Source organism: Mesorhizobium sp. WSM3860 (genome assembly GCF_002294995.1).
Taxonomy (GTDB): Bacteria; Pseudomonadota; Alphaproteobacteria; order Rhizobiales; family Rhizobiaceae; genus Mesorhizobium.
On record NZ_NSGF01000001.1, the window covers coordinates 23,861 to 50,252 of the forward strand.

Below are 26,392 nucleotides of genomic sequence, written 5' to 3' on the forward strand. Positions count from 1 at the left end.
TCAATGCGCTTCGATGTCGGCGACGATCATGCGCCGCAATTGCAGCGTCACTTCCGGCCTTTTGCCGAACCAGCGTTCGAAGCCGGGCACGGCCTGGTGCAGCAGCATGCCGAGGCCATCGACCGTCTTCAGCCCTCGCGCGCTGGCGGCGGCAAGCAGCGGCGTCTCCAGCGGCACATAGACGATGTCGGTGACGATGGCGTGGCCGGGCAGACCGGCCGGATCGGCGGCGAGCGCCTCGTTGCCGTGCATGCCGAGCGCGGTGGTGTTGATGAGCAGGCCGGCGTCGGAAAGCAATTCGCCGATCGCGCCGGCGCCATGCGCGGAAACCCCGGCGCCGAACCGGTCGGCAAGTTCCTCAGCCCTTGCCAGCGTACGGTTGACGATGCGGATGTCCTTGATACCCCGATCCTTCAGCGCGTGGATGACTGCGCGGGAGGCACCGCCCGCACCCAGCACCACGGCCGGGCCATTCGCCGCCCAGCCAGGGGCGTGTTCATCGAGATTGCCGGCAAAGCCGAGACCGTCGGTGTTGCCGCCCCACAGCACGCCGTCTTCCAGCCACAGCGTGTTGACCGCGCCGATGGCTTCGGCCGCCTCGTCGCGGCGCTCGACTAGGGCGAAGGCTGCTTCCTTGTGCGGAATGGTGACGTTGCCGCCGCGATAGCCATTCTCGTCCAGCGATCTCAGGAATGCTGCGAAATGCTGCGGCCGAACGTCGATCGCCTGGTAGCTGCCGTCGATGCCGTAAATCTCCAGCCAGTGGCCGTGGATCTTCGGCGAGCGCGAATGCGCGATGGGGTGGCCGGTGACGAAGGCCTGCTTCTCAGCCATCGATCGCTCCCAATGCGCGCAGCTCCTTCAGCACCGGCAACAGCGGCAGGCCGACGATCGTAAAATAGTCGCCCTCGATCTTTTCGAACAGCTGAATGCCCTCGCCTTCGATCTGGTAGGCGCCGACACTTGACAGCGCCTTGGCGCCGACGCGCGCCAGGTGCCGGCCGATGAAGGCGGGATCGAGCTTGCGCATGGTGAGGCTGGCGATGCCGACATGGCGCCACAGCACGTCGCCATCGCGGCAAAGCACGGCGGCGCTGTTCAGTTGATGGGTCTTGCCCGACAAAGCCAGGAGATGCCTGCGCGCGCCTTCCATGTCGGCCGGCTTGTGGAAGATTTCGTCGCCGAGCGACAGCGTCTGGTCGCAGCCGAGCACCAGCGCGCCCGGCCGGCGCTCGCTGACCTCGGTCGCCTTGGCTTCGGCAAGGATCGAAGCGACATCTTCGGGAGAGACGCCGCTGTCCTGCAAGGGGGCCTCGAGCGCGCGCTCGTCGACATTGGCCGGCACTGCCTCGATGTCGAGCCCGGCATTGATAAGCATTGCCTTGCGGAACGGGCTGCCCGAAGCGAGGACGATTTTCTCGGCCATGATCTTTCTTGTTCAGCCTAACTGGTTATCAACCGTTGCACTCCATGGCCGCTGTAACGGCATGGGATCCCAGGGTCTTCGCGACGGAGCTTCGCTCCTGCTTCGCCCTAGGATGACGAACGGGAGGATTGCTTCAGCCAATCTCCAAGGTCTTTCTTGCCAGCAACCACCTTGCCTTGCGCGGAAACACAGATGCCAAACAGCGACATCCGCGATTAGCCACAGGTTACTACGCCTTCGTCCTCCTAGGGCGGAGCAAGGAGCGAAGCGACGTGGCGGAGACCCTAGGATCCATGCCGTGACCTTCCTACTTCGCAACGCTGCATGACTGGGCGACAACACACCGCCTTTGCATCCAGTTATCGCGTCTTTCCCCGCAGGGCAACGATGGCCGCCGCGGTTTCCTCGATCGAGCGCCGGCTGACGTCGATCATCGGCCAGCCATGCCTGGTGCAGAGCTGACGCGCATAGGCGAGCTCCTCGGCGATGGCGGCGCGGTCGACATAATCGGTCGGCACGTAGTTGTTGCTATTGCCGAGGATGCGGTTCTGGCGGACATGCGAAATGCGCTCGGCCGTGGCGACGAGGCCGACGATCAGCGGCGTCCTGGCGTTAATCAGGCTTTCCGGCAACGGCACGCCGAGCACGATCGGAATGTTGGCGGTCTTGATGCCGCGATTGGCAAGATAGATGCTGGTCGGCGTCTTGGAGGTGCGCGAGATGCCGATCAACACGACATCGGCATCGTCCATGTTGGCCGGCAGCTGGCCGTCGTCGTGCTCCATGGTGAAGTTCAGCGCGTCGATGCGGCGGAAATATTCGGCGTCGAGCACATGCTGGGCGCCAACGCGCCGGCCGGCGGGCGTGCCGAGATAGGACTGGAAGACGCTGAGCACGGGCTCCAGCACCGAAACGCAAGGCAGGCCCATGGCGGCGCAGCGCTCGTCGATGCTGCGCGCGAGCTTCTGGTCGACCACGGTGTAGAGAATGATGCCGGGCTCCTCCTCGATATCCTCGAACACCTTGGCGACCTGCTTTTCCGTGCGGATCAGCGGATAGATATGCTCGATGGCGCGCGCGTCCTTATATTGGGCGGACGCGGCGCGGCCTGCCGCCAGCAGCGTCTCGCCGGTGGCGTCGGAAATCAGGTGCAGATGGAAGAAGCTCTGGGGTTTGTTCACAAGAGTTGGTTCCAGGCTGTGGGCAGATGTGGACAAGGTTGGACAGAAAGGCCGTGACGTCGAAGGCGACTGTATCAGATGCCACCTTGTCCACAATTCGCCCAGCTGTAGGCTTTGTCGGGGCGCTGGGGACAAAACCGGGGATCAACTTTTCTTGGCCGATTTCATCCACAGCACGAGGCCCGGAGGAGAAGAGCCAAGCCGCTGACTCGAAAGCCTGAATCCGGTTTGTCCCCAGATCCCTCCAAATTGCGAAAGCGGCTGCGCGACAATATGCTGACTGGCCTTTTCGAGCGGCAGGCGGGACAGGTCGCAACCACCACAACCAACAGACTCTTAGAATTAGAAGACTCTTTCAAAATAGATATTTGATTTAAGAGACCTGGAGAGGGCGAGCACTGGATGGCTGGGAAACGGATCATGCTGGACGTCCTCAAGGGCGAGACGGTTTCACCGCCGCCGCTCTGGCTGATGCGTCAGGCAGGGCGATATCTTCCGGAGTATCGCGAGACCCGGAAGCGGGCCGGTTCTTTTCTCGATCTCTGCTACGATCCGGATCTTGCCGTCGAGGTGACGCTGCAGCCGATCGAGCGCTTCGGCTTCGATGCTTCGATCGTGTTCTCCGATATCCTGGTTGTGCCCGATGCGCTCGGACGAGATGTCCGCTTCGAAGAGGGACACGGGCCGATCCTCAAGCCGATTGCGGCGGCCGAAATCGAGGCCTTGGACGGCGAAACGTTTCACGTGAATCTCGAACCGGTCTACGAAACGGTCCGCCGTCTGCGAGCGAAGCTTCCGGTTGAAACGACCTTGATCGGCTTCTGCGGCGCGCCCTGGACGGTGGCGACCTATATGATTGCCGGCCACGGCACGCCGGACCAGGGACCGGCCAGGCTTTTCGCCTATCGCGAGCCGGAGGCCCTTGCGCGGCTCCTGAAGATACTGGCCGACCATTCGGCCGCTTATCTCATCCGCCAGATCGAGGCCGGCGCCGATGTGGTGCAGATTTTCGATTCCTGGTCGGGCGTTCTCGACGAAGCGTCCTTCGCAGCGTTCTGCGTCGAGCCAATTGCCGAGATCGTGCGGCAGGTGAAGGCCGCGCATCCGGATGTTCCGGTGATCGGGTTCCCGAAGGGCGCCGGCGAGCGCTATCGCGATTATAGGAAAAAGACCGGGATCACCGGGCTCGGTCTCGACTGGACCGTGCCGCTGTCGATGGCGAAGGAATTGCAAAGCGAAGGCGCGGTGCAGGGCAATCTCGATCCGCTTCGCCTGGTTGCCGGCGGCAAGGCGCTGGCCGACGGCGTCGATGCCATCCTTCGTACGCTGGGCAACGGGCCGCTGATCTTCAATCTCGGCCATGGCATCACGCCGGAAACGCCGGTGGCGCATGTCGAGGCCATGGTGAAAATGGTGCGGAGCCATCGATGACCGACAGGACCAACGAGAACAGCGCCGGCCAGGCGATGAAGCGCATGTTGGTCGGCATCGTCCTGCTGGTCGTGCTGACCGCCCTGCTCTTCCTCGTGGCGCCTGACAGCTTCTATCCCTGGGCCAAGGCAATCCATGTGATTGCCGTCATCTCCTGGATGGCCGGCATGCTCTATCTGCCCCGGCTCTTCGTCTACCATGTCGACGCCGAGAAAGGCTCCGTTCAGTCCGAGACCTTCAAGGTGATGGAGCGCCGACTGCTGCGCGCCATCATCAACCCGGCGATGACCGTGACTTGGGTGTTCGGGCTTTGGCTCGCCTGGAAGGGTTTCGGTTTCCAGGGCGGCTGGCTGCATGCCAAGATCCTCGCCGTGCTCCTGCTTTCGGGTCTGCACGGCTATGTCGCCGGCGCGGTGAGAAAATTTGCCGAGGACAAGAACGAAAAGCCGGCGAGGCACTGGCGGATCGTCAACGAACTCCCCACATTGCTGATGATCGTCATCGTCATCCTGGTCATCGTGAAGCCGTTCTGAGGCTTCCCCATACCCGGCAAAAGGCGGCTTGCTCTTTCAGGCGACCGACGATAAAAGACGGGTCTTCCTTCCCGTCATGCGCCGCCCCTTTCTCGCTTTCGGCCGCGCCCGGCATTTGTCGCATCCAGCCGATTTTTCTCCCCAAAGCCTACCCAGAGTCCATCTAATGCAAGAAATGAAACTCGCAGAGTTCAAAAACAAGAAGCCGCCGGAGCTGATCGCTTACGCCGAATCGCTCGAGGTGGAGAACGCCAGCGTCATGCGCAAGCAGGAGCTGATGTTCGCGATCCTGAAGAAGCTCGCCATCCAGGACGTCGAAATCATCGGCGAAGGCGTGGTCGAGGTACTGCAGGACGGTTTCGGCTTCCTGCGCTCGGCCAACGCCAACTACCTGCCGGGCCCCGACGATATCTATATTTCACCGTCGCAGATCAGGCGCTTTTCGCTGAAGACCGGCGACACGGTCGAAGGGCCGATCCGCAGCCCGAAAGAGGGTGAGCGTTACTTCGCGCTGCTCAAGGTCAACACCATCAATTTCGACGATCCGGAGAAGATCCGGCACAAGATCCACTTCGACAATCTGACGCCGCTTTACCCGACCTCGCGGCTGAAGATGGAGGTCGACAATCCCCCCACCAAAGACATCTCGCCGCGTGTGATCGACCTGGTGGCGCCGATCGGCAAGGGCCAGCGCGCGCTGATCAACGCTCAGCCGCGCACCGGTAAGACGGTGCTGTTGCAGAACATCGCGCACTCGATCACCGCCAACCATCCGGAATGCTACCTGATCGTTCTTCTGATCGACGAGCGTCCCGAGGAAGTCACCGACATGCAGCGCTCGGTCAAGGGCGAGGTCATTTCCTCGACCTTCGACGAACCGGCGGCGCGCCATGTGCAGGTCGCCGAAATGGTGATCGAAAAAGCCAAGCGCCTGGTCGAGCACGGGCGTGATGTCGTCATCCTGCTCGATTCGATTACCCGCCTCGGTCGCGCGTACAACACCGTGGTGCCGTCATCCGGCAAGGTGTTGACCGGCGGTGTCGACGCCAACGCGCTGCAGCGTCCGAAGCGCTTCTTCGGCGCCGCCCGCAACATCGAGGAAGGCGGGTCGCTGACCATCATCGCCACCGCGCTGATCGACACCGGCAGCCGCATGGACGAAGTCATCTTCGAAGAGTTCAAGGGCACCGGCAACTGTGAAATCCAGCTCGACCGCAAGGTGGCCGACAAGCGAATCTACCCGGCGATCGATATCCTCAAGTCCGGCACCCGCAAGGAAGACCTTTTGGTGCCGCGTTCGGATCTGCAGAAGATTTTCGTGCTGCGCCGGATCCTTGCGCCGATGGGAACGACCGATGCGATCGAATTCCTCATCGACAAGCTCAAGCAGACCAAGACCAACGGCGATTTCTTCGATTCGATGAATACGTGATTGGGCGGGGCGGGGGTACCCCTCGCCTCGTCATCCTCGGGTCAAGCCGGACTTGACCCGAGGATCCTTGCCGTGAGGTCTGCCGGGGGACCAACGGAGCAGAATCTACACCGTTGCAGCGCTCAAGAGTCCCGGCATGGATCCTATGGTCTGCGCCGCGTCGCTTCGCTCCTTGCTCCGCCATAGGATGACTAAGTCCGCCGCAACAGCTTCTCCAACTCACCCGCATCCGTAACCGCCGGCAGGCATGCCTGTCCGCTGCAGAACCAGGCTCCCGGCTTGTCCGTCGGGGGCAGCACGCCGCCAGGCAAAAGCGGTTGATTCGCTTCCGTACCGATCGGCAGAACGATATCGACGCGCCGCGAATCCGGATTTCGATTCGCCACCGGAACGAGACTTGAAGAGTCAAGCTTGTCGATAATGACAAGCTTCAGCGGCTCGAGCGCCAGCGCGCAAGCGTTGACGATGCCGGCCTGGCCATAGGCTTGTTGGGCGGCGCGACCCATGGCGTGTTCGGCTGTCGTCCAGGCCTTTTCCCAAAGATCGAAATCGCCGGTGAGCGAGGAGAGCCGGACCAGCGCCTCGACGATCTGGCTGGTGGCGGAGGGAATTGCCTCATCGACATCGCCGCGGATACGGATCGGCACATCGACGCTGTCGGACGCCGTCAAATAATAGCCGGTCCTTTCCGGGTCCTGATGCCAGCGGTCGAGCTGATCGATGAACTGCCGGGCATGGTCCGTATAGGCAGAACTGCCGGTAGCCTCGAACAGGGCGATCGCCGCGTTGGTCATGGCGGCATAGTCGCTCGACAGGGCCGGGAAGAGCTTCTTGTCGCCGAGCATCGAATGCGGCAGGCGGCCGTCCTTGCTGGCTTCGACGATATGAGCGAAGGCCCTGGCGGCGGCGTCCACCCAGTCGGATCGCCCGAACGAGCGGCCCGCTTCGGCGAGGGCCGCAATCATAAGTCCGTTCCAGTCGGTAAGCGCCTTGCCGTCGCGGCCGGGCCTGACGCGATTTTCTCTGGCAGCTAGCAATTTTGCCTTCAGCGTTGCGAGCCGAGCGTAATCGGTGATCCCCTGGCGCTGCTGTGCCTCGCTCTGGCGGATTATAGGCTTGCCTTCCCAGCCATGCGGGGCGGCGAGCTCGAAATATTGGAAGAAGAGGGCGGAATCAGCACCAAGCGCGGCGTCGACCTCCTCCCTGCTCCAGGTGTAGAACAAGCCCTCCGCGCCTTCGCTGTCGGCATCGAGGCTGGCGGCGAAGGCGCCGCCCTCGACCCGCATCTCCCGCAGCAGCCAGGCAACGGTTTCCTCGATTCGTCTGCGAAACAACTCATTGCCTGTTGCCGCGTAGGCCCAATTGCACAGGCGGATGAGCTGGGCGTTGTCGTAAAGCATCTTCTCGAAATGCGGGACCAGCCATTCGGCATCGGTCGAGTATCGGCTGAGAGCGCCGCCGGCATGGTCGTAGATGCCGCCGGCGAGCATTCTTTCCAGGCTGATGAGCACGGCGTCGCGATGGGTGGTCTGGTCGTCGCGCAGCCAGGACAGCCACAGGCTGTTCATGAATGGCGCGTTGGGGAATTTCGGCGCGCCGCGCAAGCCACCGAGATCGCGGTCTATCATGCCGTCAATGCGGCCCGCGAGATCGGCAAGCGTGCCGCGGTCGAGCACCGCCTTTCCATTGGCGCCGGCCAGCCGCTGCTCGACATGGGTAGTCAGCCCGTCGGCGCTTTGGCCCAGGCTCTCCTGCTTCTCGCGCCAGGCCTTGTCGACCGCCTCCAGCACCTGGACAAAGCCCGGTCGCCCATAGCGCGCCTCGCGTGGAAAATAGGTGCCGCCCCAGAAAGGCTTGCCATGGGGCGTGAGGAACATGGTCAGCGGCCAGCCGCCCTGTTCGCCCATGGCATGGAGTGCCGCCATATAGATCTGGTCGATGTCCGGGCGCTCCTCGCGATCGACCTTGATATTGACGAAGAGGCGGTTCATGACGGCGGCGACGGCATCGTTTTCGAAGCTTTCATGCGCCATGACATGGCACCAATGGCAGGCGGCATAGCCGATGGACAGCAGGATCGGCCGTCCGAGTTCCTTCGCCTCGGCAAGGGCGTCCGGCGACCAGCCCCGCCAATGCACGGGATTGTCGCTGTGCTGCTGCAGATAGGGGCTAGCCTCTTCGGCAAGCAGGTTTCGCGCGGGCAAGGTCACAATGGGCGGCTCGGGCTAGGTTGATAACCAGGCGATTCCGGGAAAGCCACGGCTGACGTCCGGAACGGCGCCTGAAAGAAGATACCTAGGGTGGTTCGGCAGGTCGGGCAAATGGCAAGTTCGAAGGATTCTATCGTAGCGCTGTCGAGCGGTCGCCTGCCCGCCGGCATTGCCGTGATCCGCATCTCCGGCCCGAAGACTCGATTCGTAATCGAAACGATTGCAGGCGGCAGCATCACGGCGCGCTTGGCCACGTTGCGCAAGCTGATGGCACCCGACGGGTCGGTCATCGATCACGGGCTTGTCTTGTTCTTTCCCGGCCCTGGCAGCTTCACCGGCGAGGACGTTGCGGAGTTCCATGTTCACGGCAGCCGAGCCGTTGCGGCAAAAATGCTGGAAACGATTACCGGCTTCGTGGGCGTCAGACATGCCGAGCCTGGCGAATTTACGCGGCGCGCCTTTCTCAACGGCAAGCTCGATCTGGTCGAGACCGAGGCGCTGGCGGATCTCGTCAATGCCGAGACTGAGGCGCAGCGGCGCTTTGCCGTACGTAACGCCGAGGGCGCGCAGAGCGAGCTCTATTCGGGGTGGCGCCGCCGGCTGATCCATGCCCGGGCAATGATCGAAGCGGAAATCGACTTCGCCGACGAAGAGGATATCCCGGGTTCGGTCTCGGATGCGGTCTGGACCGATGTGGGGGCGTTGGCCGAGGAGATAGAGCGCCACATTCGGGGGTTCAAAGCGGCCGAGATCATTCGCGATGGTTTCGAGGTCGTCATCCTTGGCGCGCCGAACGCGGGCAAGTCCAGTCTGTTTAATGCTCTGGCCAAACGCGAGGCGGCAATCGTCACCGACGAGCCGGGCACCACGCGCGACCTGCTGGAGGTGGTGCTGGATCTCCACGGGATGCGGGTTCGGGTCGTTGATACGGCAGGCCTGCGCGAGGCCGCCGGCAAGGTGGAGACGATCGGCATTGAACGAGCGCGCGCCAAGGCCGGTGGCGCCGACCTGGTTCTGCTGCTGGAGGACATGGCCGATCCACAGCCCGTGGGCGCGGTTCCGACAGATGTTCCGCTGCTGCGAATCGGGACCAAAGCCGATCTCGTGGGCGCGCCGAGGCGGGCCTTTGATTTGGCTATCTCTGCCAAAGAAGGCACCGGACTTTCGCAACTCCTCGATGAGATTGCCGGTCGCGCCGCTGCTGCAGTTGGCGAAGCCGGTGATATCCTGCCGTCCAGGCTACGCCATGTCGAACTGCTGACCGAGGCCAGGGATTTCCTCTGCGCGGCGCTGTCGGGGCAAAGCCTTGAGCTGCGCGCGGAAGAGCTGCGGGTGGCCACGGATCGACTCGGGCGCATTACCGGCGCTGTCGATGTCGAGGATATGCTCGACGTCATCTTTTCCCAGTTCTGCATCGGCAAGTGATTCACGTGAAACGCGGGGCGGTTGCCGTGCGCGGGATGATTCACGTGAAACAGCGGCAGGACGTGGCGGATGGGTGTTTCACGTGAAACGGGTCGGCCAGATAGGTGGCCTGCTTGGTCAAGCACCAAACAGCGCTGCCCTCATTGCGTGCCCCGTTGAAGGCGAGAACGCGGCTGGCCACGAAAGCAACAGCGCTGATTCACAGCGCTCGAGATTGGTGAAAAATTGTCCATGAGAGAAGCGCCTCCCCTTCTTTTTGGGACAAGGAACCGACAGGCAGCAAAGAGCAGCGCCGAAGCCCGAGGCCGCTGGCACGCAGCCCCATTCCCGGCGTTCACCTTGTAACGGGGACTCCTTGACAGCGAAGGCTGGCGGGGACATGTGTCAAAGCATCTCTGAAACGGATTCTTCAAATGACCAGTCACTATGATGTGGTGGTGGTGGGCGGCGGCCATGCCGGGTGCGAAGCGGCGAGTGCGGCTGCGCGCGCCGGCGCCAGGACGGCGCTGGTGACGCTGCGCTTCGACACGATCGGCGTCATGTCCTGCAATCCGGCCATCGGTGGCCTGGGCAAGGGTCATCTGGTGCGCGAGATCGACGCCATGGACGGGTTGATGGGCCGCATGGCAGACGCTGCCGGCATCCAATTCCGCCTGCTCAACCGCCGCAAGGGCCCGGCGGTGCGCGGGCCACGGACCCAGGCCGACCGCAAGCTCTATCGTCTTGCCATGCAGACGGCGATCCGCGAGCAGGCCAATCTCGAGGGGGTGGAAGGCGAAGTCCTGGATCTCGAGATCGAGGACGGGCGGGTTGCGGCCGTGTTGGTCTCCCGCGACAGGCGGCTCGCCTGCGGCGCCGTGGTGCTGACAACCGGCACATTCCTGCGCGGGCTGATCCACATCGGCGAGAAGAAGATCGTCGCCGGCCGGATGAACGAGCAGGCGAGCCATGGGCTTTCGGCGACGATGGCGCGGGTCGGTTTCAAGCTCGGGCGGCTGAAGACGGGGACGCCCCCTCGCCTCGACGGCCGCACCATCGATTGGGCCTCGCTGGAAAGCCAGGCCGCGGACGATCACCCGGTGCCATTCTCGCTGATGACGGACCGTATCGCGAACCCGCAGATCCATTGCGGCATCACCCGCACCACGCAGGCTACACATGAGTTGGTTCGCCTCAATCTGCAGCGGTCGGCGATGTATTCCGGCTCGATCGAAGGCGTTGGCCCGCGCTACTGCCCTTCGATCGAGGACAAGATCGTCAAGTTCGGCGACCGCGAGGGTCACCAGATCTTCCTCGAACCGGAAGGCCTCGACGACGACACCGTCTATCCGAACGGCATCTCGACCTCGCTGCCGGAAGAGGTGCAACTCGACATTCTGACGACGATCCCCGGGCTGGAAAAGGCAACGATGCTGCAGCCGGGCTACGCCATCGAATATGACCATGTCGACCCGCGCGAGCTCAAGACGACGCTGGAGACGAAGCGCGTCGCCGGCCTGTTCCTGGCCGGGCAGATCAACGGCACCACCGGCTACGAAGAAGCCGGCGCGCAAGGCCTGCTGGCTGGCATCAACGCCGCGCGCAAAGCATCGTCAAGCGACGCGGTCGTGCTCAGCCGCACTGAGGCCTATATCGGCGTGATGATCGACGACCTCACCAGCCGCGGCATCGCCGAACCCTATCGCATGTTCACTTCGCGGGCGGAGTTCCGGCTTTCGCTGCGCGCCGACAATGCCGACGAGCGGCTCACCCCGCTGGCCGACCGCCTGGGAATTGCCTCCTCCGAGCGGATGCAGCGGTTTGACGCCATCAGCAAGAAACTCGACTCTGCCCGTGCGCTCGCAAAGTCGATCGCCTTCACGCCGAATGAAGCCGCGCGGCATGGGCTGGAGATCAACCGGGATGGCGTTCGGCGTTCGGCCTACGACCTGCTCGCCTATCCCGGCGTCGATATCGCCTGGCTGACGCGGATCGAGCCACGGTTTGGCGAACTCGACCCCAATACGGCAGAGCGGCTTGAGACCGAGGCGAAATATTCCGTCTATCTCGAGCGCCAACAGGCTGACGTGGCGCAGATCAGGCACGAGGAATCGCGACTGATTTCGGAGACCATCGATTTCGCCGACGTTCCAGGCCTGTCCAACGAGCTGAAGCAGAAGATGAAGGCGCGCCGGCCGCGCTCGATCGCCGACGCGCAGCGCATGGAAGGCATGACGCCCGCGGCGCTGGCGATCATTGTCGCGCATGTCCGCAATGCCGAGCTGGCTGCGCGAAGGTCGGTGGCGTGAGCGCCGATGCTTGGGCCGACCTGGAGAGAGCAGCGGGTCCGGTTTCACGTGAAACATTCGAGCGGCTGCAGGCCTTCGAACGGCTTCTTCAGAAATGGAACCGCAGCATCAATCTGACGGCGCCGTCGACGCTCGACGACGTCTGGCGCCGCCACATCCTGGATAGCGCCCAGCTTGGGCGAATCGCGCCAACCGCCACGCGCTGGGTCGACCTCGGCTCCGGCGGCGGCTTTCCCGGATTGGTGCTCGGTTTTCTGCTCGCCGAGCGGCCAGGCGCGTCGATCGACCTGGTTGAAAGCAACCGCAAGAAGGCCTCTTTCCTGCAATCGGTCGTCGGCCAATTCGGCCTGCCGGCGCGTGTGCTGGCGCGACGCATCGATGACAGCTATCCGCTTGTTTCTGCACCGGAAGTCGTCACGGCGCGGGCGTTGGCCGCGCTTCCGGACCTGCTCGATCTCGCCGCGCCTTGGCTGACCAAGGGCGCGCACGCGCTTTTCCACAAAGGCCGGGATTACCGGGCCGAAGTGGAAGAAAGCGCTCACCGCTGGGTCTTCGATCTGGTAGAACATCCAAGCATGACAGACTCTCATGGCGTCATTCTGGAAATCACCGATCTGCACCCGGCGACCCCGCAATGAATCACTGGCATCGACCCATGAAAACTGGACCGCGTATCATCACCGTTGCCAATCAGAAGGGCGGCGTCGGCAAGACGACCACGGCAATCAATTTGGCCACGGCGCTGGCCGCGATCGGCGAGCGCGTGCTGATCGTCGACCTCGATCCGCAGGGCAATGCCAGCACCGGGCTCGGCATCGACCGCAAGGATCGCACCGTCTCGTCTTATGACGTGCTGACCGGCGAGCTGGATCTTGAGGCGGCCGCGGTGCCGACGGCGGTGCCAGGACTTTCGATCGTTCCCTCGACCCTTGACCTGCTCGGCATCGAAATGGAGATCGCCTCGGCGCCAGACAGGGTGCTGCGCTTGCGCAATGCGCTCCGCGCTGCAGCCGGGCGCGGGGCGCCGTTCGGCTATGTGCTGATCGACTGCCCGCCCTCGCTCAATCTTTTGACGTTGAATTCAATGGCGGCGGCCGATTCCGTTCTCGTGCCGCTGCAATGCGAATTCTTCGCGCTGGAAGGTCTCAGCCAATTGCTCGCAACGGTCGAGCAGGTGCGCGGCACGATCAATCCGGACCTCACCATCCAAGGCATCGTGCTCACCATGTTCGATGGCCGCAACAACCTCGCCAACCAGGTGGTGCAGGATGTGCGCGCGCATATGGGCGACAAGGTTTACGAGACAATCATCCCGCGCAATGTGCGGGTTTCCGAAGCGCCGTCCTACGGCAAGCCGGCGATCCTTTACGATCTTAAGTGTTCCGGCAGCCAGGCTTATCTGCAGCTTGCCTCCGAGGTCATCCGCCGCGAGCGCAAGCTGCGCGCCGCCTGAATTGCGCGAACGGGCCGAGTGTCATTTACGAATAGCCGATTCGACCCCGAAATAATCTGGACAGAATAATGAGCGAAGACCAATCGAAAAAAAGACTGGGCCGCGGCCTCGCGGCGCTGATCGGCGAGATTGATCGTCCGGCAGCACCCGAAAAGCCGAGCGCGGTCGCGGTGGATGGCAAGGTGCCGATCGAGTTCGTCAGCCCGAACCCGAAGAACCCGCGCCGGCATTTCGGCGATGCCGAACTCACCGACCTCGCCCAGTCGATCCGGGAGCATGGCGTGGTGCAGCCGGTGGTGGCGCGGCCCTCGCCGTCGCAGCCCGGCCGCTACGAGATCATCGCCGGCGAGCGGCGCTGGCGCGCCGCGCAGCGCGCGGGGCTGACTGAAATCCCGCTCATCGTGCGCGACGTCAACGACCGCACGGCGCTGGAACTGGCGATCATCGAGAACGTGCAGCGCACCGACCTCAATCCGGTGGAGGAAGCGCAGGGCTACCAGCAGCTGATCGACGAGCATGGCTACACGCAGGCCGATCTCGGCCAGGTGATCGGCAAGAGCCGCAGTCATGTCGCCAACACGCTGAGACTGCTGAAGCTGCCGGACGTCATCCGCGACATGCTGGTCGACGGCGCATTGTCGGCCGGCCATGCCCGGACGCTGGTCACGGCCGGCGATCCGGCGGGGCTCGCCAAGCGGATCGTCGAGGAAGGGCTTTCGGTGCGCCAGGCCGAGGCGCTGGCGCAAATGCCCGCCGGACCGACACCGGCCAAAGTCAGATCCGCGCCGAGCGCGCCGGAAAAGGATCCCGACACGCTGGCGCTGGAACGGCTTATGACCAACACCATCGGCATGATCGTGACCGTTGAGCACAAGGGCAAAGGCGGCACGTTGCGGGTGAATTACAGTACGCTGGATCAGCTCGACGAGCTCTGTCGGCGTCTGAAGGACGAGCGGTAGGTGATTGAGGCAGCACGGTATCGTGCCGGCTAATGAACTTTTGGTTAAGGGTTGGATACGCTTGATATATTGGTGATAGACAAAAAGAGCCTGCTCGCTGCGCTTGCCTAGAGATCTCTGCATGAAACCTGTCAGCGATCCGAACTATCAGATTTTTTCGACTGATCTGGCGCTTCTTTCCACTTTGCCCGTGAGCCGGCCGATGGCAGGAATGACAAACGTGTTACCAAGAAACAAGCCCAAAGCATTGCCCCAAAAAATGCTCGACCAATACACCTCAGGGTTTGGCGACGAAGTGAAATAGACAAAGGCCGTTGCTATGGCAGAGAAAAGCAAACATCGCGCACATGTTCCTGCGTAGGTCGCCAGATTTGCCAGGGTAAGATGCTTCATGTGCCGAAACTACCATGGTTTAGGGCTGGCCGCTATGCCGGCCCTTTTCGTTGACCGCGGCGATTGGCGAACGCGGCGGTGACGGCGGATCTCCCCGATGGCCGGCAGGCCAGAAGGGGTCGCCCCGCATAGATCGCCAGCGTGTCGGTTGTGCAGGAAAACGCTGGCACTCCACGCGCAGCGACCCTCTCTGTCGCCTTCGGCTGATCTCCCCCTCAAGGGGAGATCAGCCGCGCTGCCCCAGCCTCGCGCTTTCCACAGCAATCCCAAGCAGCGCCTGCCTTGCCAGCGCTTCCGACAAATCCGGCCGCTTGCGCGTCTGCAGCACCGCGGTCTGCAGCCGGTTCAGCGCGCGGCCGAGCGCTTCGCTGTTCCAGCGCTCGAGCGTCTTTTCCAACAGCTTGCGGCGCGAGAAGAAGACCGGCGGGCGGGCTCCCGCCACGACAGAGGCGGCGTTGCGGCCGCCGGATTCGATCTGGCCGCGCATGACCTGGATTGCCTGCAATTGCCGCATCGCCGAGGACAGCACCAGGAAAGGATGGCCGCCGGACGCACAATGCCGGGTGAAGGCAATGTCGAAATCGCCAACCTTGCCGTCGAGCATGGCGTCGACCGCGGCGTCGAAGGAGGCGCCGGAGACGTCGCCGGACAAGGCGTTGACGTCGTCGAGGTCGATCTCCTTCTTGCCATGGGCGTAGAGGACCAGCTTGTCGATCTCGCCGCGCGAGGCCAGCCGGTCGCCGCCGAGATTGCGGCGCAGCGCCTGCCGGGCGTCGAGCGTCATCGACATGCCGGCCTTGCGCAGCTCGTCGTCGATCACCGAGTCCAGATCGCGGGCCTCGTCGGCGTAGCAGGGCAAGGCGATGGCGTTGCCGGCTGCCTCGACGATGGCCCGCAGGCCAGTGCCCTTCTTCAGGTCGCCCGCCTCGATGAGGATGAGAGCATCCCGCGCCGGCTCCGCCGTCAGCGCCTTGATGTCGTCGGCCAGCGCCTTCTGGCCGCTGGCGTTGCGGATCCAAAGCAGCCGCCGGTCGGAAAACATCGGCACGGTGCGCGCTTCGTCGAGCAGACGGCCTTCGTCGCGGTCGACTTCCGCGCCGTCCAGCTTGACCACTGAGAAAGGATCGTCGAGCGGCAGCCCGGTCTTCGACGCGAAGGTCTTGGCCCGCTCGGCGACCAGGCCGCGATCGGGGCCGTAAAGCAGGATGATGGCCATGGCTGGATCCGGCCGCGCCAGCCACGAATCGACCTCATATCCCTTCTTCTGTGCCATGCGGGGTGAGTTAGCACGAGGCGGAGACGGAGTGAACGGAGAAGCGGCCGGCCTCTCTTCGTCATCCTCGGGCTTGACCCCGCTTGACCCGAGGATCCTCTGTGTTGGTTCCGGTGCATGGTTGAAGTGGGAAGGAGACCGAGTGGATCCTGGTCGTCCTTTCGGACAGGCCGTGGCATGGCCCGGTCCCTTCCCACCGGTGAACCATCAACCTGAACAGTTGCGCGGGGCTGTTCCAAGCAGACCCCGCACCACAGGAAGAGGCGTGGACATGATAGTACAGAACTATGTCGGCTGCGACATCTCCAAAGCGGCCGATTTCGGCAGATTGCAAACCAGGCCGATGCGATCGCTCGGCCGCCGCACATGCCTTGGTTGTCTTTTCTGGCGGCAACCGCTTCGCAAACTTCCGCCAAATTGCGTAGCGCCGGAAAAGATCGACAAGAAATTTCGGCGCCATATCTGCATCTTGTCGGCCATGTGCCGCATCGGCTCGACGAGGCTGATGACCGGGAGGACGGCCGCCATCTCGCCCGATGAAATGGCGGCGCGGATGTGCAAGTATCGCACCGGCAACATTGGAGGACGAAGGTCATGGCCGATGCTGGAATGTTGCGCTTTCATGTCCCCGAGCCCGAGGTTCGGCCCGGCGGCACGCCCGACTTCTCGAATGTGACCATTCCCAAAGCGGGGTCCGTGCCGCGGCCGGAGGTCGATGTCGATCCGCGCACCATCCGCGACATGGCCTTCTCCATCATCCGCGTGCTTAACCGCGCCGGCGAAGCCGTCGGGCCATGGGCCGGGCTGCTCACTGACGAGGAGCTGCTCGAAGGTCTGCGCCATATGATGACGCTCAGGACCTTCGATACGCGCATGCAGATGGCGCAGCGCCAGGGCAAGACCTCCTTCTACATGCAGCATCTGGGTGAAGAGGCGGTGAGCTGCGCCTTCCGCAAGGCACTCGAGCCTGGCGACATGAATTTCCCGACCTATCGGCAAGCCGGCCTGCTCATCGCCGACGGCTATCCGATGGTTGCGATGATGAACCAGATCTATTCCAACGAGGCCGATCCGCTGAAAGGCCGGCAGCTGCCGATCATGTACTCCTCGAAGGAGCACGGCTTCTTCTCGATCTCCGGCAATCTGGCGACGCAGTACATCCAGGCGGTCGGCTGGGCGATGGCCTCGGCGATCTCCAACGATTCCCGCATCGCCGCGGCCTGGATCGGCGATGGCTCGACCGCGGAATCCGATTTCCATGCGGCGCTGGTCTTCGCCTCGACCTACAAGGCGCCGGTCGTGCTCAATGTCGTCAACAACCAGTGGGCCATCTCCACCTTCCAGGGCATTGCCCGCGGCGGCTCCGGCACTTTCGCCGCGCGCGGTCTCGGCTTCGGCATCCCGTCGCTGCGCGTCGACGGCAACGACTATCTCGCCGTCCATGCGGTAGCGAAATGGGCCATCGACCGGGCGCGTCGCAATCTCGGGCCGACTCTGGTCGAATATGTCACCTATCGCGTCGGTGCGCATTCGAGCTCGGACGATCCGTCGGCTTACCGGCCGAAGGCGGAATCGGACGCCTGGCCGCTCGGCGATCCGATCATCCGGCTGAAGAACCATCTCATCCACAAGGAAGTCTGGACGGAACAGCGTCACATCCAGGCGGAAGCCGAGATCCTCGAAATGGTGATCGCGGCGCAGAAGGAAGCCGAAAGCCACGGCACGCTGCATGCCGGCGGCAAGCCGTCGACGCGCGATATGTTCGAAGGCGTCTATGCCGAGACGCCGCCGCATTTGAGGCGCCAGCGCCAGCAGGCGGGGGTCTGATCGATGCCGAGACGCACCATGATTGAGGCGATCCGCGATGCCATGGACGTGTCGATGGCGCGCGACGAGCGCGTCATCGTCTATGGCGAGGATGTCGGCTTCTTCGGCGGCGTGTTCCGCTGCACGCAAGGCCTGCAGGCCAAATACGGCAAGAACCGCTGCTTCGATGCGCCGATCAGCGAATCCGGCATTGTCGGCTCGGCCATCGGCATGGCCGCCTATGGGCTGAGGCCCTGCGTCGAGGTGCAGTTCGCCGACTATGTCTACCCGGCCTACGACCAGATCGTCTCGGAGGCGGCGCGGCTGCGCTACCGCTCCAACAACGACTTCACCTGCCCGATTGTCGTCAGGATGCCGACCGGCGGTGGCATCTTCGGCGGCCAGACGCACAGCCAGAGCCCGGAAGCGCTGTTCACGCATGTATCCGGCCTTAAGACGGTGGTGCCGTCCAACCCGCATGACGCCAAGGGGCTTTTGATCGCCGCGATCGAGGATCCGGACCCCGTGATCTTCCTGGAGCCGAAGCGGCTCTACAACGGGCCCTTCGACGGCCATCACGACAACCCGGTGACGCCTTGGTCGAAGCACGAGCTCGGCGAAGTGGCGGATGGCCATTACACCATACCGCTCGGCAAAGCGGCGATCCGCCGGCAAGGCTCGGCGGTCACCGTGCTCGCCTACGGCACCATGGTCTATGTCGCGCAGGCCGCGGCCGCGGAAACCGGCATCGATGCCGAGATCATCGACCTCAGGACGCTCCTGCCGCTCGACCTCGACACGATCGTCGCCTCGGTGAAGAAGACCGGGCGCTGCGTCGTCGTGCATGAGGCGACGCTGACCTCCGGCTTCGGCGCCGAGCTCGCGGCGCTGGTGCAGGAGAACTGCTTCTACCATCTGGAGGCGCCGGTGGCGCGGGTCGCCGGGTGGGACACGCCCTATCCGCATGCGCAGGAGTGGGAGTATTTCCCCGGCCCCGCGCGGGTCGGGCGCGCGCTTGTCGAGACCATGGAAGCCTGAGGGAGGCCGGACGATGGGCGAATATGTGATCAAGCTTCCCGATGTCGGCGAAGGCGTCGCCGAGGCCGAGCTTGTCGAATGGCATGTCAAGATCGGCGACCTCGTGCGCGAGGATGCGGTGCTGGCGGCCGTCATGACCGACAAGGCGACGGTCGAGATCCCGTCGCCGGTCGACGGCGAGATCCTTTGGCTCGGCGCCGAGATCGGCGACACGGTGGCGATCGGCTCGCCGATCGTGCGGCTTCAAATCGCCGGCGAAGGGAACGTGACGGCAGGCAGCGGTGCCAGGGCCGCGCCGAAGGCAGAAGCGCCGACTGAGCCCGTGGAGGCAAGGTCCAAACCGGTATCGGGCGCTCCGAAAGCGGCGCCAAAACCGGCACAGGCCCCGGCTCAGCCTTCCATCGCGGCACCAAAGGGTGCGCGCCCGGCGTCCGTCACCGGCGCGCCGCGCGCGGAAGGCGAAAAACCGCTGGCCTCGCCCGCCGTGCGGCTGCGCGCCAAGGAAGCCGGCATCGATCTTCGCCAGGTTCCGGGCAGCGGCCCGGCCGGGCGCATCAGCCATGAGGACGTCGAGGCGTTCCTGGCGCGCGGTCCGCAGCTTGCACGCGCGACCGGCCTTGCCCGCAAGGAGGGCGTCGAGGACATCAAGGTCGTCGGCCTGCGGCGCAAGATCGCCGAGAAGATGGCGCTCGCCAAGTCGCACATTCCGCATATCACCTATGTCGAGGAGATCGACGTCACGGCGCTGGAAGAACTGCGCGCCGCGCTCAACAAAGAGAAGCGGCAAGACCGGCCGAAGCTGACGCTGCTGCCGTTCCTGATGCGGGCAATGGTCAAGGCGATCGCCAATCAGCCGAACCTCAACGCGCTGTTCGACGACGAGGCCGGCATTATCCACCAACACGAGGGCGTCCATATCGGCATCGCCGCGCAGACGCCGACCGGGCTCGTCGTGCCGGTGGTCAAGCATGCCGAGGCGCGCGACCTCTGGGAAAGCGCCGCCGAGATCAACCGGCTTGCCGACGCGGCCAAGTCCGGCACGGCGACGCGCGACGAGCTTTCCGGCTCGACCATCACCATCACCTCGCTCGGGGCGATGGGCGGCGTGGCGACCACGCCGGTCATCAATTATCCGGAAGTGGCGATTGTCGGCGTCAACAAGATCATGATGCGGCCGGTCTGGGACGGCACGCAGTTCATCCCGCGCAAGATGATGAACCTGTCGTCCAGCTTCGACCATCGCGTCATCGACGGCTGGGATGCCGCGGTGTTTGTGCAGCGGATCAAGACCTTGCTTGAGACGCCGGCGCTGATCTTCGTGGATTGAGGGGGATGGAATGCGTTCTCGTCGTGTTTTCCCATCCGCTTCACCTGCCAGAGCTCGGGTGAGCGGGCGCCGCGCCGCCCCTCATTGCCCTGCCGGGCATTTCTCCCCGTGTAGTGACGGGGAGAAAGACGCTTTCATCAACGCCTTCGCCAATTTTCACCGTTGCAAGGTGAGCGCAGAGGTTGCGGCCGTCTCCCTTCTCCCCGTTACTATACGGGGAGAAGGTGCCGGCAGGCGGATGAGGGGCGGCGCAAGCCCCGAAAGGGGCACACCTCCTGCCGCTCCCAGCACAAGGGCACCGCCGACATGAAAGAAATCTCCTGCAAGCTGCTCATCATCGGCGCCGGTCCGGGCGGCTATGTCTGCGCCATCCGCGCCGGGCAACTCGGCGTCGACACGGTGATCGTCGAGTTCGGCAAGCCGGGCGGCACCTGCCTCAATGTCGGCTGCATCCCGTCGAAGGCGCTCATCCATGCGGCGGAAGAGTTCGCGAAGATCGCGCAGATCGCCGGCGGCAAGGATCTGCTCGGCATCGCGGTCGCCCAGCCGACGCTTGACCTGACCAAGACCGTTGCATGGAAGGACGGTATCGTTAGCCGGCTGAACAGCGGCGTCGCCGGCCTGCTGAAGAAGGCCAAGGTCAAGACCGTGCAGGGCTGGGCGACGGTCCGCGACGGCAAGACCGTCGAGGTCGAGACCGAGACGGGAAGCCAGGTGATTCGCGCCGAGGCGGTGGTGATCGCCACCGGCTCGGTGCCGGTCGAATTGCCGTTCCTGCCCTTCGGCGGCCCGGTCATCTCGTCGACCGAAGCGCTGGCGCTGAGCGAGGTGCCGAAGACGCTGGCCGTCGTTGGCGGCGGCTATATCGGGCTCGAGCTCGGCATGGCCTTCGCCAAGATGGGCTCTCATGTCACCGTGGTCGAAGCCCTGCCGCGCGTGCTTACGCAATATGATGCGGAGCTGACGAGGCCGGTGCTGAAGCGGCTCGGCGAACTCGGCGTCGAAGTGATGCCAGGCGCCAAGGCTAAGGGGCTGTCGACCCAAGGACAGGCGGGCAAGGGCGATGCGCTGCTGGTCGAGACGGCAGATGGCAAGAACGCTAAGATCGCCGCTGACAGGGTCCTGGTCACGGTGGGGCGGAAGCCGCTCACCGAGGGCTGGGGGCTCGAGCAGATCGACCTCGACATGGTCGGAAAATTCATCCGCATCGACGACCAGTGCCGCACCTCGATGCGTGGCATCTACGCTATCGGCGATGTCACCGGAGAGCCGATGCTGGCGCACCGGGCGATGGCGCAGGGCGAGATGGTGGCCGAGATCGTTGCCGGCCACAAACGAAGCTGGGACAAGCGCGCGATCCCGGCGATCTGCTTCACCGATCCCGAGCTGGTCACCGCCGGCCTGTCGCCGGACGAGGCGAAGACGCTCGTAGGCGAGGTCAAGATCGGACAATTTCCGTTCGCAGCCAACGGCCGCGCCATGACCAAGCAAGGCGAGGATGGGTTCGTGCGCATCGTCGCCCGCGCGGACAACCATCTGGTGCTGGGCATCCAGGCGGTTGGTCAGGGCGTTTCGGAACTGGCCGCGGCGTTTGGCCTGGCGCTCGAAATGGGCGCGCGGCTGGAGGATATAGCAGGCACCATCCATGCGCATCCGACCCAGGGCGAGGGCTTCCAGGAAGCGGCGCTGAAGGCGCTGGGCCACGCGCTGCATATTTAGGCCCCTTACCCTCCCCCTTGTGGGGAGGGTCGATCCGCGAAGCGGAGCGGGGTGGGGGTTCTCGTAGGGCGCTGCCCCCACCCCGGCGCTGCGCGCCGACCCTCCCCACAAGGGGGAGGGTAAAGAGATCACCCCGCCAGGCGGCTCGCCGCCTCGTGCTGGGCGTAGGCGCGGCCGAAGCGGTTGGCCAGAAATGCGTCGAGCGCGATGTCTTCCTGCCGCACGAAACCCTTCGCCGGCAGCGTGCCGTCGGCCAGCATGTCGAGCACGGCGCAGATGCCGGAGGCGGTGGTGATCTGGATGGCGCTGCGAACGACGTTGCCGACACGGTGCGAATAGATCTTGTTGGCATAGGTCTCCTGCAGCAGGCGGCCGTTCCTGCGGCCGGAAACGGTGACGAAGACGATGACGACGTCCTGCAGCGTCGCCGGCAGGGCGCTCTCAAAAATGTCCTTCAGCACGTCGCGGCGGTGGCGCAGCCCGAGGTCGTTGAGCAGCGCCTTCATGATCGCGGCATGGCCGGGATAGCGGATGGTGCGGTAGTTCAGCGTCCGCACCTTGCCCTTCAGCGTCTCGGCCAGAGTGCCGAGACCGCCGGAGGTGTTGAAGGCCTCATAGGTGACGCCGTCGAGCGAGAATTCCTCGCGCTCCTCCAGCGGCGGCACCTCGACCAGTTCGCCCTCGACGATCGCCTCGCAAGGCTCGCAATATTCGTTGATGACGCCGTCAGTGCTCCAGGTGAGATTGTAGTTCAACGCGTTCGACGGATATTGCGGCAGCGCGCCGACGCGCATGCGCACGCTTTCGAGCGTGTCGAAGCGGCTGGCCAGATCGTTGGCGACAACCGAGATGAAGCCCGGCGCCAGGCCGCATTGCGGAATGAAGGCGCTCTTGCCCTCACGGGCCAGCTCCTTGACCCGGCGGGTGCTGGCGACGTCCTCGGTGAGATCGAGATAGTGCACGCCGGCCTTGGCCGCAGCCTCGGCGATGCGGCTGGTGAGGTGGAAGGGCGCGGCGCTCAGCACGGCGAATTTGCCGGCAAGCGCTGCCTCAAGCGCGCCGGGCACGGCGATGTCGAGCTCCTTGGTCTCGACGCCGGCCGGCAATTCGGCTGCGGCGAGCTGGACCGCCGAGCGGTCGACCACGGTGACGCGGTAGTCGCCCGTGGCGGTAAGCATTTCAGCGATGGTCGAGCCGATCTTGCCGGCGCCGACGACAACAATGTTTTTCATGACGATACCCCTGCCAATTCGAATTGGCTGGAAGGATCGCAGCTTGCCTGTCGAAAGGAAGCTCGGAATCTGGCAAAGTGAAGCTGAACATAACGCAATTTGCCGAAAGGTTTCGTCGAAATGATCAGTGAAGCTGAACAGGCCCTGCTGACGCTGCTGCGCGCCAACGCGCGCGCCTCCACCGCCGAGCTGGCGAGGAAGCTCGGCGTGTCGCGCACAACGGTGCAGAGCCGGATCGAGCGGCTGGAGCAGCGCGGCATCATCACCGGCTACGGTGTCAGGCTGTCACCCGACTATGAGCAGGGTCTGGTCAAGGCGCATGTGCTGCTCACCGTCACGCCGAAACTCGCCGACAAGGTGGTGCGTAGCCTGGAGGCGATGCCGCCCGTCCGGACAGTGCATTCGGTGAGCGGCAATTTCGACATGATCGTCCTCGTCGACGCCCCGTCGATCAAAGACCTCGACGCGCTGCTCGACCAGATCGGGGCAATGGACGGGGTGGAGCGGACGTCGTCGTCGATCATTTTGTCGACGCGGGTTGATAGGTAGCGGGGAGCGCCTTGCGTAGAGCGCCGGCGCACCTTTCGTCATTCTAGGGCGGAGCAAGGAGCGAAGCGACGCGCGCAGACCCTAGAATCCATGCCGTGACATTGGCCGTAGAATGCAACGGTCAGAATAGCCGTTGGCGATGGTGCTAGGTAAGATCGCAGCATGACAGGCTTTGTTTGCATGACCGCAAGCCAGAAGGGCGGCACGATCTATATCGGTGTCACCAACGACCTTGCTCGTCGCATACCAGAACACAAGACCGGCCAAGGCTCCAGGTTCACCAGCCGCTACGGTGTGCACCGTTTGGTATGGTACGAGAGTATTTCGATATCACCGACGCCATCCAGCGTTAGAGGTCATTGAAGCGCTGGCCTCGCCATGGAAGATCGAACTCATCGAGAAGACCAATCCGGAATGGTTCGACTTGTTTCGCGGAATTGGCTGGTGAGTATTCTGTACCGTTGCGGCGCTCAGGCGTCACGGCATGGATTCTAGGGTCTGCGCGCGTCGCTTCGCTCCTTGCTCCGCCCTAGAATGACGAAGGAAAGGTTGGCGGAACAGCGACCCCTCTGCCTTGCCAGGCATCTCCCCCGCAAGGGGGGAGATCGGATGTCGCGGCGGGTTTCGCCAATCTCAAACGTCTGCTCTACGCCCGTCTCCGCTCCGGCCCGTCATCCAGCCGAGCCAAATCCTCCGGTGTCAGCGCGATATCCAGCGCCTTGAGGCTGTCCTCCAGCTCGTCCAGCGTGCGCGGGCCGATCAGCGGGACCGAAGGGAAGGGCTGCGCCAGGACATAAGCGAGCGCGACATGGATGGGACTCTTGCCGAGCCTCCTCGCAAGGTCGATGGCGCGGTCGCGGCGGCCGAAGTTCTTTTCCGAATACCAGACCCGCACCAGCTCTTCATTGTCGGTGCGGTCGCGGCCGGCGCGGTCGGTGAAGAAGCCGCGGCCCTGGCTCGACCAGGCGAAGTTCGGCATCTGCCGCGCCGTCAGCCAAGCTTTCCAATCGTCGGTGGAGGAGGTGATGCAGCCGGCCCAGATCGGCTCCAGCATCTCGGCCAGGGAAAAGTTGTTGGAAAGCGCGCCGGGCTTCTGCTTGCCGGTGCGTTCGGCATAGGCGATCGCCGCGTCCATACGCTCCATCGTCCAGTTGGAGCCGCCGAACAGGCCGCGGATACGGCCGGCCTTGACCTCGCGGTCCATGGCATCGACGAACTCGCCGACCGGCACGTCCGGATTGTCGCGATGCATGAAATAGATGTCGACATGGTCGGTCTGCAGCCGGTCGAGCGACTGGGCAAGCTGCTTGCCGATCACATCGGGATAGCAGAGCGGCGTATGTGCGCCCTTGGCGATGATGACCGAGTGTTCGCGCACGCCGCGATTCTTCAGCCATTGCCCAAGCAGCGTTTCCGTGTAGCCGGCGCCATAGACGAAGCCGGTGTCGAACAGATTGCCGCCGGCCTCGAAATAGGCGTCGAGCAGGATCGATCCCGAGGAAAAGGTGCGGAAATCCTCGAAGCCGAGCGCCAGCCGCGATACGGGCTTCGGCATACCGGGGATCGCGCGTTTGCCGATGGCGGTGCCGTTGGCGCGCAGCGGCCGGCCGGAGATGGTGTCGACGCGCTTAGCCGGCTTTTCGATCTCGTATTCCAGCCCGACGGCGGCGCGCCACTTGTCGAGAACGCGCAGCGTGCCCAGGCTGTCGGCCCAGCCCATGCCCGGCCAGGCGAATTCCTGGCGGCCGGCCAGGATCGCCTCGCCGGCGGCGTCAACCTCGAAGGAATAGAGGTGGCGGGTCTCGTTGACGCTGATCACCTCGCGCGTGCCGCCGGACCGGATCACGTCGATCCGGCCCGGTCCGACATCGCGGTTGCCACCGGCGAACCAGAAGTCGGGCACCTCGATTTGGCCGTTGGTGCCGAAAATGCGCAGGACATTGTCCTGGTTGAGCGAGATGCTGCACGAGACCTCGGCGACGATGCCGCCGGCGAACTGGAGCAGCGCCGAGGCCCATTCATCGACGCCGGACTGGCCGAGATGGGCCGCCCCGACGACCTTGTCCGGCTCGAGGAAAGGCTTTCCCGCCGCGGCGCCGGCAATCAACCGCGCCATCGAGACCGGATAGCCGCCGACGTCGAGGATGCCGCCGCCGGCCAGCTCGTTGGCATAGAGCCGGTGCTCGGGCATGAAACCCGGCATGGCGAAGCCGAAGCTCGACTTGATCATGCGGACCTCGCCGATGGCGCCCGATTTGATCAGCTCGACCAGCTGCAGCGTCTGCGGATGCAGCCGGTACATGAAAGCTTCGCCCAGGAAGGTGCCCGCTTTTCGCGCCGCATGAATCATGGCGTCGGCCTCGAAGGCGGTGAGCGCCAGCGGCTTTTCGCACAGCACATGCTTGCCGGCTTCGGCGGCCTTGATCGCCCATTCGGCATGGCCTGGATGCGGGATCGAAATGTAGACGGCATCGACGCTGTCGTCGGCAAGCAGCGCGTCATAGCCGTCGAGGATGCGGACGCCGGGAAAAGCCTCGGCAAGGCCGGGCTTGCCGGGATTGCGGGCGCCGAGCGCGACCAACTCGCCGGTGCGCGACTGCGCCAGGCCGCCGGCAAAGGATTTCGCGATGCTGCCGGGTCCGAGAATGCCCCAGCGAATTTTTCCGGATGTCATGTCGAATTCTCCATGGGTCGCCGCCACGCCTTTGCGATCGGGC

At 64.0% G+C, this 26,392-nt stretch carries 22 protein-coding genes and 1 pseudogene; 15 read left to right on the forward strand and 8 right to left on the reverse strand.

What is annotated here, in order from left to right; genetic code table 11:
• The 3 genes from CK220_RS00150 to CK220_RS00160 form a co-directional block, all read right to left on the reverse strand.
• The gene (locus CK220_RS00150) at nucleotides 1–834 is read right to left on the reverse strand and encodes a shikimate dehydrogenase (RefSeq protein ID WP_095809644.1); all 834 of its coding nucleotides are present in this window, start codon (nucleotides 832–834) and stop codon (nucleotides 1–3) included.
• Nucleotides 827–1,426 (reverse strand): Maf-like protein, encoded by a 600-nt coding sequence (locus CK220_RS00155; protein ID WP_095809645.1) that lies wholly within the window; start codon nucleotides 1,424–1,426, stop codon nucleotides 827–829. Before CK220_RS00155 ends, CK220_RS00150 begins: the two co-directional genes overlap by 8 nt.
• A gap of 359 nt (nucleotides 1,427–1,785) precedes the next feature.
• Nucleotides 1,786–2,607: a pyruvate, water dikinase regulatory protein gene (locus CK220_RS00160; protein WP_067323508.1), complete on the reverse strand. Its 822-nt coding sequence runs from the start codon at nucleotides 2,605–2,607 to the stop codon at nucleotides 1,786–1,788.
• A 402-nt stretch (nucleotides 2,608–3,009) separates the two neighbouring features.
• Here CK220_RS00160 and hemE point away from each other — a divergent pair, with 402 nt between their 5' ends.
• The 3 genes from hemE (at nucleotide 3,010) to rho (ending at nucleotide 6,003) form a co-directional block, all read left to right on the forward strand.
• Nucleotides 3,010–4,038 (forward strand): uroporphyrinogen decarboxylase, encoded by a 1,029-nt coding sequence (hemE, locus tag CK220_RS00165; protein ID WP_095809646.1) that lies wholly within the window; start codon nucleotides 3,010–3,012, stop codon nucleotides 4,036–4,038.
• Entirely contained in the window at nucleotides 4,035–4,571 is a 537-nt protein-coding gene (gene hemJ, locus CK220_RS00170) for a protoporphyrinogen oxidase HemJ (protein WP_095809647.1), read from the forward strand. The genes hemE and hemJ overlap by 4 nt, the downstream gene beginning before the upstream one ends.
• A gap of 166 nt (nucleotides 4,572–4,737) precedes the next feature.
• A complete protein-coding gene (gene rho, locus CK220_RS00175; RefSeq protein ID WP_095809648.1) occupies nucleotides 4,738–6,003 on the forward strand; it encodes a transcription termination factor Rho in 1,266 nt (421 codons plus the stop codon).
• Between the two features lie 191 nt (nucleotides 6,004–6,194).
• Here the strand turns inward: rho and CK220_RS00180 are convergent, their stop codons facing one another.
• Nucleotides 6,195–8,213 carry a thioredoxin domain-containing protein gene (locus CK220_RS00180; RefSeq protein WP_095809649.1) on the reverse strand — a complete coding sequence of 673 codons (2,019 nt, stop codon included), beginning with the start codon at nucleotides 8,211–8,213 and terminating at the stop codon, nucleotides 6,195–6,197.
• Nucleotides 8,214–8,324: 111 nt separating this feature from the next.
• Between CK220_RS00180 and mnmE the strand changes: the two genes are divergently transcribed.
• From mnmE to CK220_RS31225, 6 genes are all read left to right on the forward strand, one after another.
• On the forward strand, nucleotides 8,325–9,638 hold the full coding sequence (gene mnmE, locus CK220_RS00185; RefSeq protein WP_095809650.1) for a tRNA uridine-5-carboxymethylaminomethyl(34) synthesis GTPase MnmE: 1,314 nt from the start codon (nucleotides 8,325–8,327) through the stop codon (nucleotides 9,636–9,638).
• Nucleotides 9,639–10,051: 413 nt separating this feature from the next.
• A complete protein-coding gene (gene mnmG / locus CK220_RS00190) occupies nucleotides 10,052–11,926 on the forward strand; it encodes a tRNA uridine-5-carboxymethylaminomethyl(34) synthesis enzyme MnmG (RefSeq protein WP_095809651.1) in 1,875 nt (624 codons plus the stop codon).
• Nucleotides 11,923–12,564 carry a 16S rRNA (guanine(527)-N(7))-methyltransferase RsmG gene (rsmG, locus tag CK220_RS00195; RefSeq protein WP_095809652.1) on the forward strand — a complete coding sequence of 214 codons (642 nt, stop codon included), beginning with the start codon at nucleotides 11,923–11,925 and terminating at the stop codon, nucleotides 12,562–12,564. The genes mnmG and rsmG overlap by 4 nt, the downstream gene beginning before the upstream one ends.
• A gap of 17 nt (nucleotides 12,565–12,581) precedes the next feature.
• A complete protein-coding gene (locus CK220_RS00200; protein ID WP_095809653.1) occupies nucleotides 12,582–13,379 on the forward strand; it encodes a ParA family protein in 798 nt (265 codons plus the stop codon).
• A 68-nt stretch (nucleotides 13,380–13,447) separates the two neighbouring features.
• Nucleotides 13,448–14,338, forward strand: a complete 891-nt coding sequence (locus CK220_RS00205) for a ParB/RepB/Spo0J family partition protein (RefSeq protein ID WP_095809654.1) — start codon at nucleotides 13,448–13,450, stop codon at nucleotides 14,336–14,338.
• A 121-nt stretch (nucleotides 14,339–14,459) separates the two neighbouring features.
• A complete protein-coding gene (locus tag CK220_RS31225) occupies nucleotides 14,460–14,642 on the forward strand; it encodes a hypothetical protein (RefSeq protein WP_141245076.1) in 183 nt (60 codons plus the stop codon).
• A 315-nt stretch (nucleotides 14,643–14,957) separates the two neighbouring features.
• Here CK220_RS31225 and holA read toward each other — a convergent pair whose 3' ends face one another.
• Both holA and CK220_RS00215 read right to left on the reverse strand, forming a co-directional pair.
• On the reverse strand, nucleotides 14,958–16,004 hold the full coding sequence (gene holA / locus CK220_RS00210) for a DNA polymerase III subunit delta (RefSeq protein ID WP_095809655.1): 1,047 nt from the start codon (nucleotides 16,002–16,004) through the stop codon (nucleotides 14,958–14,960).
• A gap of 285 nt (nucleotides 16,005–16,289) precedes the next feature.
• Entirely contained in the window at nucleotides 16,290–16,565 is a 276-nt protein-coding gene (locus CK220_RS00215) for a hypothetical protein (protein WP_141245077.1), read from the reverse strand.
• Between the two features lie 33 nt (nucleotides 16,566–16,598).
• Here CK220_RS00215 and CK220_RS00220 point away from each other — a divergent pair, with 33 nt between their 5' ends.
• From CK220_RS00220 to lpdA, 4 genes are all read left to right on the forward strand, one after another.
• The gene (locus tag CK220_RS00220) at nucleotides 16,599–17,831 is read left to right on the forward strand and encodes a 3-methyl-2-oxobutanoate dehydrogenase (2-methylpropanoyl-transferring) subunit alpha (RefSeq protein WP_095809657.1); all 1,233 of its coding nucleotides are present in this window, start codon (nucleotides 16,599–16,601) and stop codon (nucleotides 17,829–17,831) included.
• 3 nt (nucleotides 17,832–17,834) lie between these two features.
• A complete protein-coding gene (locus CK220_RS00225; RefSeq protein WP_095809658.1) occupies nucleotides 17,835–18,848 on the forward strand; it encodes an alpha-ketoacid dehydrogenase subunit beta in 1,014 nt (337 codons plus the stop codon).
• A gap of 13 nt (nucleotides 18,849–18,861) precedes the next feature.
• Complete coding sequence (locus tag CK220_RS00230; RefSeq protein ID WP_095809659.1) at nucleotides 18,862–20,175, forward strand: dihydrolipoamide acetyltransferase family protein; 1,314 nt, start codon at nucleotides 18,862–18,864, stop codon at nucleotides 20,173–20,175.
• A gap of 306 nt (nucleotides 20,176–20,481) precedes the next feature.
• Nucleotides 20,482–21,894, forward strand: a complete 1,413-nt coding sequence (gene lpdA, locus CK220_RS00240) for a dihydrolipoyl dehydrogenase (protein ID WP_095809661.1) — start codon at nucleotides 20,482–20,484, stop codon at nucleotides 21,892–21,894.
• Between the two features lie 128 nt (nucleotides 21,895–22,022).
• Here the strand turns inward: lpdA and CK220_RS00245 are convergent, their stop codons facing one another.
• The gene (locus tag CK220_RS00245) at nucleotides 22,023–23,126 is read right to left on the reverse strand and encodes a saccharopine dehydrogenase family protein (RefSeq protein ID WP_095809662.1); all 1,104 of its coding nucleotides are present in this window, start codon (nucleotides 23,124–23,126) and stop codon (nucleotides 22,023–22,025) included.
• Nucleotides 23,127–23,246: 120 nt separating this feature from the next.
• On the opposite strand from CK220_RS00245, the gene CK220_RS00250 reads away from it, so the two are divergent.
• Together CK220_RS00250 and CK220_RS00255 are read left to right on the forward strand one after the other, a co-directional pair.
• A complete protein-coding gene (locus tag CK220_RS00250) occupies nucleotides 23,247–23,675 on the forward strand; it encodes an Lrp/AsnC family transcriptional regulator (protein ID WP_095809663.1) in 429 nt (142 codons plus the stop codon).
• A 162-nt stretch (nucleotides 23,676–23,837) separates the two neighbouring features.
• Nucleotides 23,838–24,123: pseudogene (locus CK220_RS00255) on the forward strand (GIY-YIG nuclease family protein).
• Between the two features lie 198 nt (nucleotides 24,124–24,321).
• Here CK220_RS00255 and CK220_RS00260 read toward each other — a convergent pair.
• Complete coding sequence (locus CK220_RS00260; protein ID WP_095810224.1) at nucleotides 24,322–26,349, reverse strand: aldo/keto reductase; 2,028 nt, start codon at nucleotides 26,347–26,349, stop codon at nucleotides 24,322–24,324.
• Nucleotides 26,350–26,392 lie beyond the last annotated feature (43 nt).

Excerpts from the sequence above, each read along its gene's own strand:
- CK220_RS00150 (WP_095809644.1), bottom strand. The coding sequence starts at position 834 with ATGGCTGAGAAGCAGGCCTTCGTCACCGGCCACCCCATCGCGCATTCG.
- CK220_RS00155 (WP_095809645.1), bottom strand. The coding sequence starts at position 1,426 with ATGGCCGAGAAAATCGTCCTCGCTTCGGGCAGCCCGTTCCGCAAGGCA.
- hemE (WP_095809646.1), top strand. The coding sequence starts at position 3,010 with ATGGCTGGGAAACGGATCATGCTGGACGTCCTCAAGGGCGAGACGGTT.
- hemJ (WP_095809647.1), top strand. The coding sequence starts at position 4,035 with ATGACCGACAGGACCAACGAGAACAGCGCCGGCCAGGCGATGAAGCGC.
- rho (WP_095809648.1), top strand. The coding sequence starts at position 4,738 with ATGCAAGAAATGAAACTCGCAGAGTTCAAAAACAAGAAGCCGCCGGAG.
- mnmE (WP_095809650.1), top strand. The coding sequence starts at position 8,325 with ATGGCAAGTTCGAAGGATTCTATCGTAGCGCTGTCGAGCGGTCGCCTG.
- mnmG (WP_095809651.1), top strand. The coding sequence starts at position 10,052 with ATGACCAGTCACTATGATGTGGTGGTGGTGGGCGGCGGCCATGCCGGG.
- CK220_RS00200 (WP_095809653.1), top strand. The coding sequence starts at position 12,582 with ATGAAAACTGGACCGCGTATCATCACCGTTGCCAATCAGAAGGGCGGC.
- CK220_RS00205 (WP_095809654.1), top strand. The coding sequence starts at position 13,448 with ATGAGCGAAGACCAATCGAAAAAAAGACTGGGCCGCGGCCTCGCGGCG.
- CK220_RS31225 (WP_141245076.1), top strand. The coding sequence starts at position 14,460 with ATGAAACCTGTCAGCGATCCGAACTATCAGATTTTTTCGACTGATCTG.
- holA (WP_095809655.1), bottom strand. The coding sequence starts at position 16,004 with ATGGCACAGAAGAAGGGATATGAGGTCGATTCGTGGCTGGCGCGGCCG.
- CK220_RS00220 (WP_095809657.1), top strand. The coding sequence starts at position 16,599 with ATGGCCGATGCTGGAATGTTGCGCTTTCATGTCCCCGAGCCCGAGGTT.
- CK220_RS00225 (WP_095809658.1), top strand. The coding sequence starts at position 17,835 with ATGCCGAGACGCACCATGATTGAGGCGATCCGCGATGCCATGGACGTG.
- CK220_RS00230 (WP_095809659.1), top strand. The coding sequence starts at position 18,862 with ATGGGCGAATATGTGATCAAGCTTCCCGATGTCGGCGAAGGCGTCGCC.
- lpdA (WP_095809661.1), top strand. The coding sequence starts at position 20,482 with ATGAAAGAAATCTCCTGCAAGCTGCTCATCATCGGCGCCGGTCCGGGC.
- CK220_RS00245 (WP_095809662.1), bottom strand. The coding sequence starts at position 23,126 with ATGAAAAACATTGTTGTCGTCGGCGCCGGCAAGATCGGCTCGACCATC.
- CK220_RS00250 (WP_095809663.1), top strand. The coding sequence starts at position 23,247 with ATGATCAGTGAAGCTGAACAGGCCCTGCTGACGCTGCTGCGCGCCAAC.
- CK220_RS00260 (WP_095810224.1), bottom strand. The coding sequence starts at position 26,349 with ATGACATCCGGAAAAATTCGCTGGGGCATTCTCGGACCCGGCAGCATC.